1 protein-coding gene is annotated in these 573 nt (G+C 58.1%); it reads right to left on the bottom strand.

Translation table 11 applies throughout. From position 1 onward, the window contains the following. A partial coding sequence (locus EN935_RS39430; RefSeq protein WP_127374423.1) for a response regulator occupies positions 1 to 232 on the bottom strand: 232 nt, incomplete at its 3' end. Positions 233 to 573: the final 341 nt, after the last annotated feature.

Raw genomic sequence — 573 nt, forward strand, 5'->3', positions numbered from 1 at the left:
CCTTGCGCTCGTGGAGCGCCTTGGCGACCTCTTCGCAGTCACCATCGCGCAGCTGGATATCCAGGATTGCTAGATCTGGCGTATGGACCGATAGCCATTCAAGTGCAGCGGCACATGACGAGAAGGTTTCGGCAATCGCGAACCCGGCATTCTGAAGCTGATCTGCGATGTCTAGGGCGATCAGCGCCTCATCTTCTAGAAGGACAATCGATGCAGTTGCCCGTCCGTCCATGGGCTCACCCTCCCCTGCAGAAGGAATAATCGAGGGAGCGTATTCCGTTTTGGTCCTGAGTGGTTGATTGGTACGAAACTTACGTTGCCAGGGACGGCGCAGCTCGTGGCTGGGATTTTAAGCATCGTAAAATCGTATCTAGGCTTTAGGGCGCCAGCGCCCTGCCCGAGGCAAAGGCTCTCCTTCGTGTCCTCTCTCGAGCGCGGCCATCGCCGACTCGAATGCATTGCGGGTCGGATTTGCATCACAAAGTGTACTCGTACCCCAACGGAAACGGGCCGTCGGCACCGTGCTTGAACGTCGTGCTAGTGAAGCGGCAATGAACCCGCGCCGTCCGGGCG

The organism is Mesorhizobium sp. M7D.F.Ca.US.004.03.1.1 (genome assembly GCF_003998635.1).
Lineage (GTDB): Bacteria > Pseudomonadota > Alphaproteobacteria > Rhizobiales > Rhizobiaceae > Mesorhizobium > Mesorhizobium loti.